We start from the raw sequence: 7,568 nt of genomic DNA, 5'->3' as shown, positions 1-7,568 counted from the left end.
AAAAAGAGCCTATACCAATGATATTGGATCGGCTGTCATTGCGGGTGGACAAATCGGCATCTCTGCGAAAAACGATGTTAGCCTGGCAGGGGCTGTCGCGTCCAAAAATGATGTTAATATCAACGCTGGCGGCAATATAACCGAGAACGCGCTAAACTATTCCAACGATACATATGATTATCACCAGACGAAGAAGTTCGGTTTCTTCACGAACGAGGCGCAATTGAGCGTGCAAATTGGCCAAAAGAACGTCACTGATAAAAAGTCGACATCCAATTCCCTGCATACGGCCAGTGACATTATCTCAACCGAGGGTAATGTCAACCTGAATGCAGGGAAGGATATCAATATCAACGGTTCCAATGTTATTGCGGGAAGGGATATCAATATGTCCGGAGATTCAGTGAATTTCAATGCGGTCCAGGATGTTTTCAAGGGCGACCAGAAACATAAGGACAGCTTTACGGGGATAGGCCTGAGTGCTAGTGGCTTGCTGGCGAATCTTGCGAAGACGGACTTTGCGGCGGCCAACACGACGGATGAGAGAATGGAGGCGCTAAACGCCGCGGACATGGCGAGCCAGGGTCTCAACGCGGGATTGGGGAAGAGCGGGATCCTGACGGGAGCGTTTGCCCATGGAGCGGCGACAGCCGTTGACTACAACCTTATAGGGATCACGGCGACCTTCACGCATTCAACGAATAAGAGTCACATGACGTCGACGACGGTCACGGATACCGGATCGACCATAAAGGCTGGAGAGAAAGTGAGTGTGAATGCGGTGAAGGATATCAATGCCACGGCCAGCAGTATCAGCGGGAACGACGTGATATTCAACGCGGGCCGGGATATCAGCCTGGATGCGGGATACAGAACCAGTCGAAGCAAGACGACCAGCTCCGGCAACAGGGAGGACATAGGGGCGAATGCCAATGTGGGAGCGCACGGGTTCGCGTTTGGAGCGAGAGGTGATGCATCGGTGAGCTGGGGCAAAACCACGACCTATGGCAAGACGGCCATTGACACGGTCGTGAATGGAACAAACTCGGTCACCATCAATAATGAAAACGGCAGGCTTGCCCTCAATGGGGCGCAGATTGTCAACAAAAATCCCGATGTGAAAAACGGGGATGGAACAATCACCAGGGGAACACCAAGCAACGGTTCCATCACCATCAACACAGGAAGCATGTACATTGCAACGCCGCAGAATGTCAACAGGTATCACAGCAACAACAAGACGGTTGGCATGGAGTTCAGCACACCCCTTAGCGACTATCACAATTGGGGTGAACAGCCTAAAGGTTCATCAAAACAAAATGATGTTCTTTTACAAAGTAATGACAAACCCAATAAACCTGACACGCCCTATACAAACGTTGATCTTTTTGGGGACATACGTGTCATTGACAATGATTACGCGTCAACAGAAAAGGAGATGTCCGGACTTTATGCCGGCACGGGAGGGCTGAATGTCAATGTGAGGGGGGACACGACCCTGACAGCCGGCGCCATCACCAGTGCAGCCGATGCCTCCAGAAACCAGATCAGCACAGGAAGCCTGCAGGGCAATTCAGTCAGGAACCATTCGATATGGAGCGGTTTCGATATCCAGATGAAACAAAATCTTGATACCAAATACGCTATAGATACGGTTGGCACGGTTGAGGGTGGTAAGGAAGTCATGAACATTCCTGGAAACATACTCGGGAACGGAACGGGCACGAGGATATCTGGCAACAGCATCGTTCACAACAAGCATTCAACGACTGAATCCGTGATCGGGGACAATATCGTCGTGAACGCGGGCAGCGTGAGTGGCCATTTCTCGCATGATATCAACGAGGCCAACGGCTATATGGAGGACAAGTTCAATCCTGGCAAGATCAACAATGACTTCAATCTCCAGAACAAGGCGACAGAGGTCATGAACAAGTATGGCAACATGATTGTCGACACGGTTGTCAGTGCGAACAAGCGTGCGGAGAACGTGAAAAACGAAGAGGACAAACTGGATCTCAATCATGCGCTTTCGGAAATCGGCCTGAATAAGAAACCTGATGAATCCCTGATCAATGGCGCGAACGCCACGGCGATAGTCGGGGCCGCGTCCTCGATTGGCGGGGCGATCATGGGGGGTGGCAATGTCGGGCCAACGGCCGCGGGTGCAGTCGGTGGATTGGCTGGCAACATCATCTATAACCACTTCTTCCCTGATGGTCCTTTCGGAAAGGATGACAATAGACTAAATCCCAATAGCCCTAATTATCATCAGGGTGGAAATACTACGAATAAAAAAGGAGGATATGGTCAAGATATAACGCAAACTTCTTCAAAACAACAAACACAAAATATAAATGGACATAATATCAAATACGATGACATGACGGACATAAACAAGATAGCCAGCGGCATGATCCATACCGGGATCATTGGCGGTGCGAGTGCGATTACCGGCATCATGGGCGGCAGTGACAGTCTCAATGGCACCAACACAGCCATTGACGCCATCACGGGTGGCCTGACAGGACTGGCCCAGAATGCACCCAAGGTTGAGAAGGGCAAAAACAGGGGCAAAAAGCCGGCCGGTAAAGCGGGGTCGAAACCCGAAGCTGAACAGACTGAAAAGAAAGGGGATACAAAATGAGACTTTATTCTTTGGCTAGTTTAATGATGCTGTGTTTGTCTCTAACCGCCTGTGCCAACAAGTTTTACATTCCTATCTGGAACGAGAAGGGGACTGCGAAGCCCCTTTCCAAAACGGATGATGTAATCAGGGTCGTTGTTCCGGAAAGGTTGACAAAATATATAGCTAAAGCAAGAAGTTATGATCCTAATTGGTATGATAAAGGTTCAAAACTTGCATTTTATATTGGTATGGCTAAACTTGATACGGAAGAGAGATTGCAAGATTTAGGATACCAATTAACTGATACAGGTCTTCATTCTGGTGATAGTGGACAAGCAAAAAAAATAGACTGGATTGATAGCCAGGGTAATGAAAGACAGGCCATGACGCATGGAGGAAAGCCAACCGTATATGCATTGGTTGATTCTAGATTAGTTAATACCTATACACAAAGGTTTATATCCAACGAACCATATTCAAGTGATCCAGGCACAGGTGCGACCACCATGTGGACAAACCATGTCGATGAGGTCACCATGAATAAGGTGGCTATAGGAATTAAACTGGTAAGGCCTATTGGTAAAGACAATCCCCTTTATCAATGTAATTATTCCTCTTTGAGTACAAATTTTTGTACTTTTCCTGACAGTTATTGGCTAGATACCTCCCATTATGAAACAATCTTTTACGGTGTGGGCACGATGACCACAAGTGCACGAGATCCGGACTATATCGAAAATCATTTGGTGTCATCGATATTGTATCAATATCCCAACTTGCTGGGTAAAAAACGTGTAATTCAAATCAGCCAGCCTTTCTTCCAGGTCACCAAAGTTACTGATATTCCAAAATAATATTTATAGTAATCTTCTTTCTTATAGATATGACGACACGACAGATATAAACAAGATGGCCAGCGGCATGATCCATACCGGTATCATTGGCGGGGCGAGTGCGATTACCGGCATCAATATTAACTAATGGTATTAAAGCGGGTTATGCCGGTATAGATACCGGTTTGGGTAAAGCAGGGATCAAAGATCAAGCCATTAAAGGCAATATGACTCCCCAAGAAATAGACAAAATTAATAAAGCGAATAAAAATAACAGTTCAGCTGCAAATTATAATTTGGTTGGTGCATATGCCTCGATTGGTCATTCCTCCAACAAATCTCATCTGACAACGGAATCAACCAGGGATACGGGATCAGTTGTATCGGCAGGTGGAAAAGTTAGCATCAATGCAAAAAATGATATTAATGCCACGGCGGCAACGATTAATGGCAATGACGTGATATTCAATGCCGGCAGGGACATCAACCTGAATGCAGGTCATGCCACTGACAAAGCGAAAAGGAAAACATCAAGCAAATCTTTTGGTGTAGGGGTCACAGCTGATATCGGTATGGGGGGTGGAAGCGCAATGATCAACGCCAATATGGCATTGAGCGGTAGCAATATGCATTCTTCCAGCACGACCGCTATCGATACGATTGTGAATGGACAACATTCCGTAATTATTAATAATAAAAACGGCAGCCTGAATTTAAATGGTGCGCATATCACCAATAAAATTCCTACAGAAGAAGGTTCAATTCTTGATGGAAAAACCTCCAGTGGATCCATAGCAATCAATACGGGAAGCATGAACATAACCACACCGCAAAACCGTAACAGGTATGACAGTGATTCGAAATCACTTGGAATGCAGGCCGGGATACCCCTTGCGGGTTTTGGTTTGGCTGGAGGCAGCTCTCCTGACATACCTGAATCCCAAGGTACAATCACGGGTGGTGTCAAGGATATTCACAACAATTATCTCTCAACGGAAAAGCATGTTTCTGGAATTGAGGCTGGCAGCGGGGGACTTGATATCAATGTTGGTGGAACGACCACCATCAATGGTGGGGCGATTACTAGCACTGCAGATGCCTCGAAGAATGTCATCAATACAGACAGGTTGGTTGGCAACAGTCTTGATAACCATTCGATTTGGAGCGGACTTAATGTCAATGGAACCGAAACGCTCAAGAGCCAGTATACGGTTGCCGGTGTAGCCACTGACGAGAAAGAAAACAATCTATTGCCCGGCAATGTTTTGAACAAGGTTGTTGGTCCCGGCTTTACGGGTAATATTACCACACATAATGAGCATTCTAAGACGGAAGCGGCCATAGGGGAGAATATAACCATCAATGCGGGATCAATTACGGGCACTATCTCTCGTGATCCAGATGCAGCCAATGGTTATCTTGCTGATCGGTTTGATGCGAATAAAATTGACAGCAATTTCAAGAAACAGAATGAAATTACGCAGACGATCAACACCATATCGGATGCTATTATCAACACGGTTTACAATGACAAGAAACCCAACCGGGACAATCATGCGCAGTCAGGGAACGCCCTTAAGCCCAATGGCGGCAAGGGCACGAATGTAACGGCCACCCCATCTGGTGAAATCAGTGATAGGGACATAATGAAGATGGTGGCTTCTGGAATTGCCTCTATTACAGGGGCTGCGCTTGGGGGCGGGGATGTTGGCGCAACGGTTGCGGGTGTTGCCGCGGCTGATGCTGTCAATACAGAGCTGCCAAATATCGGTCAGGTAATTGCTGACAAAATAGCTCCTCCAAGGGAAAATCCTCTCAAGCCAAGTAATAAAGAGGATAATAATCAACAAAATCAAAAAAGATCACATTATAAAGAAAAAATTCAGTATTCTAAAAACAAGGATCAAAAAGGTAATGTTTCACAAAAAATCCGACATATGATGAGACAAATGATTTAAACAAGCTGATTGCGGGCATGACGCAGAACGTGATAGTTGGGGGATCAGGAGCACTGGCGGGTATTGCGACCTCTGGCGACAACATGTCCCTTGACGCGACAGCGGGTGGCCTGACAGCATTGAAACAGAATGCGCCAAATATAAGCAATCCGGACCTCAAACATGCGAGAAAGCCCCGTGATCAGGATGGCAGGTCCAGAAATCCGCTAAAACCCATGACCAGTTCACAGGGACAGAAAGCCTCTTCACAAAAAGGAAACCAGAATGACAAAATCTAACTATCTTTACGGATTTGGACTATGCTTGCTACTTTCAGCCTGTGGACCTAGAACATATTATGTACCTGTTAATAATAGACTGGGCACAGCCAGACCCCTATCCAAAACTAATGATGTCATCGCCGTCCTTGTGCCATATAATCTTCCGGCATTAATCAAAAAGGCACGAAGCGATGATAAGGATTGGTTGACTTATGATAAAGCTGCACGTTATAACATAACATCTAAATATTATACAGAAAAATATTTAAAGGAATTGGGATATAGGGTTGTCAATGATGGGTTGGATCCAAAGAATGATGGTCATCCAAATGTCATTGCCTTGATAGATACAAATAGAGACACGACGAAGGATGATACGGTTGTGAGAACCTATCAAACCCCTCTATTCACTGATACCAATGGAAATCCCGAGTTGTGGAAAACAAACGCGGATGTGTTTACCTATAAATATGTCGACTATAAAGTTAGACTGGTCAGACCGGTAGGAAGGGATAACAGTCTTTTAAAGTGTGTTTTAAATACACTAAGTTCAAAATTATGTATAGCTCCGGAACATCCATCCAACTATGAAACGATATTTGAAGGCTTTGGGTCAATCAACACGGAAGCAAATAATGCTGCCTATATTCTTGATCATTTAACAGCGGCAGTATGGCATAATTATCCAGACATGATTGGACAGTATAAGGTTTATCTCATCAATCAGGAAAACCCTGAAATTGTTAAGGTGGAGGCAAACATTAACAAGAAGAAATAGACACGGCAGTGGTTTCCTTTGGGTGATTTAAACAGGCTGATTGCGGGCATGACGCAGATGATAATTGAATTTAACATATGATTATCACCAAACGAAAAAGTTCGGTTTTTTCATGAACGAGGCGCAATTGAGCGTACAAATTGGCCAAAAGAACGTCACTGATAAAAAATCGACATCCAATTCCCTGCATACGGCTAGTGACATTATCTCAACCGAGGGTAATGTCAACCTGAATGCAGGGAAGATGAAAAAAAGTAAAAGCATAAATTTTGTTCATTATTTTAAATAATTAAAATCATATCCTATAATGTAAAAAAATTTATTAAATAAATGATTAAAAAAATTTTTCAATTTTTTATTTATAAAAATACTTTTTATTTCTTGTGTACTATTAAACTTAATTAAATCAGAATTTTTAACAATTAATAAATATTTGATTAGTAATAGTAATATAGGTTTCTTTTACGATGTTAGTGGTATAATTTTATTAATTAGATACGATACGTGTATTAAAAAAATTATTTGTGACAATATGCTTAATTAATGTTTCGCGCTTTTTGTACATAAAATTTCATTAATTAAACATTATTTTAAAATTAATTTATTTTTATAATTTTCTTGGGTTGAATTAAATGACTTTAAAGGGAATATTGCAGGTTTTTACAAGCCTCATATTGATAATTAAAGGTTTTGAATTATCAAACATTCATGCAGAAGATAATACCAAAATATCTCAAAACAATGCACTTAATAAAACTTCAAAATTAAATTTTGGTTCAAATAATTGTTTTGTTTCAGGACAGGTTATATTTGATCCACTAGGATATGAAGGTGGTGTTGCATTAGGAACTGGCCAAGGTAAAAATACTAAACTAGGGATAGTAGTTGATAAAAATAATTATATCATTTTCAAATCCTCAATTAGTAGTCCGATTTTAACAGCAGCAGCAGGGTATATTGACAGTGAGAAAAGAGTAACGGGACAAGGTGCTATGCAAACATGGAATATGTTCTATCCTGGAAATGCACATACTGAATTTACTAATATTGATCCTCTTGGAGATAGAGGAGGATTTGATTTTTATGATATTAAAACTAGAGATACTATCA

The 7,568-nt window shown here is 43.0% G+C and carries 7 protein-coding genes; all 7 read left to right on the top strand.

Annotation, left to right across the window (positions count from 1 at the left end; all coding sequences use genetic code 11):
- Nucleotides 1-2,647 (top strand): hemagglutinin repeat-containing protein (locus U0839_RS07775; protein ID WP_413550419.1); only part of this gene is annotated, 2,647 nt, incomplete at its 5' end.
- A complete protein-coding gene (locus tag U0839_RS07770; protein WP_413550418.1) occupies nucleotides 2,644-3,483 on the top strand; it encodes a hypothetical protein in 840 nt (279 codons plus the stop codon). The genes U0839_RS07775 and U0839_RS07770, both read left to right, overlap by 4 nt.
- Nucleotides 3,484-3,581: 98 nt before the next feature.
- Nucleotides 3,582-5,420: a hemagglutinin repeat-containing protein gene (locus U0839_RS07765; protein WP_413550417.1), complete on the top strand. Its 1,839-nt coding sequence runs from the start codon at nucleotides 3,582-3,584 to the stop codon at nucleotides 5,418-5,420.
- 17 nt (nucleotides 5,421-5,437) lie between these two features.
- Nucleotides 5,438-5,698: a hypothetical protein gene (locus U0839_RS07760; protein WP_122123549.1), complete on the top strand. Its 261-nt coding sequence runs from the start codon at nucleotides 5,438-5,440 to the stop codon at nucleotides 5,696-5,698.
- Entirely contained in the window at nucleotides 5,685-6,458 is a 774-nt protein-coding gene (locus tag U0839_RS07755; RefSeq protein WP_413550416.1) for a hypothetical protein, read from the top strand. The genes U0839_RS07760 and U0839_RS07755 overlap by 14 nt, the downstream gene beginning before the upstream one ends.
- 112 nt (nucleotides 6,459-6,570) lie before the next feature.
- Nucleotides 6,571-6,747 carry a hypothetical protein gene (locus U0839_RS07750; RefSeq protein ID WP_413550415.1) on the top strand — a complete coding sequence of 59 codons (177 nt, stop codon included), beginning with the start codon at nucleotides 6,571-6,573 and terminating at the stop codon, nucleotides 6,745-6,747.
- 343 nt (nucleotides 6,748-7,090) lie between these two features.
- The coding region (locus U0839_RS07745; RefSeq protein ID WP_413550414.1) for a hypothetical protein at nucleotides 7,091-7,568 on the top strand (478 nt) is incomplete at its 3' end.

The sequence above is a fragment of the Commensalibacter sp. A3DC genome (genome assembly GCF_047307945.1).
Classification (GTDB): domain Bacteria; phylum Pseudomonadota; class Alphaproteobacteria; order Acetobacterales; family Acetobacteraceae; genus Commensalibacter; species Commensalibacter melissae.
This window is presented reverse-complemented; position numbering and strand designations above follow the sequence as displayed.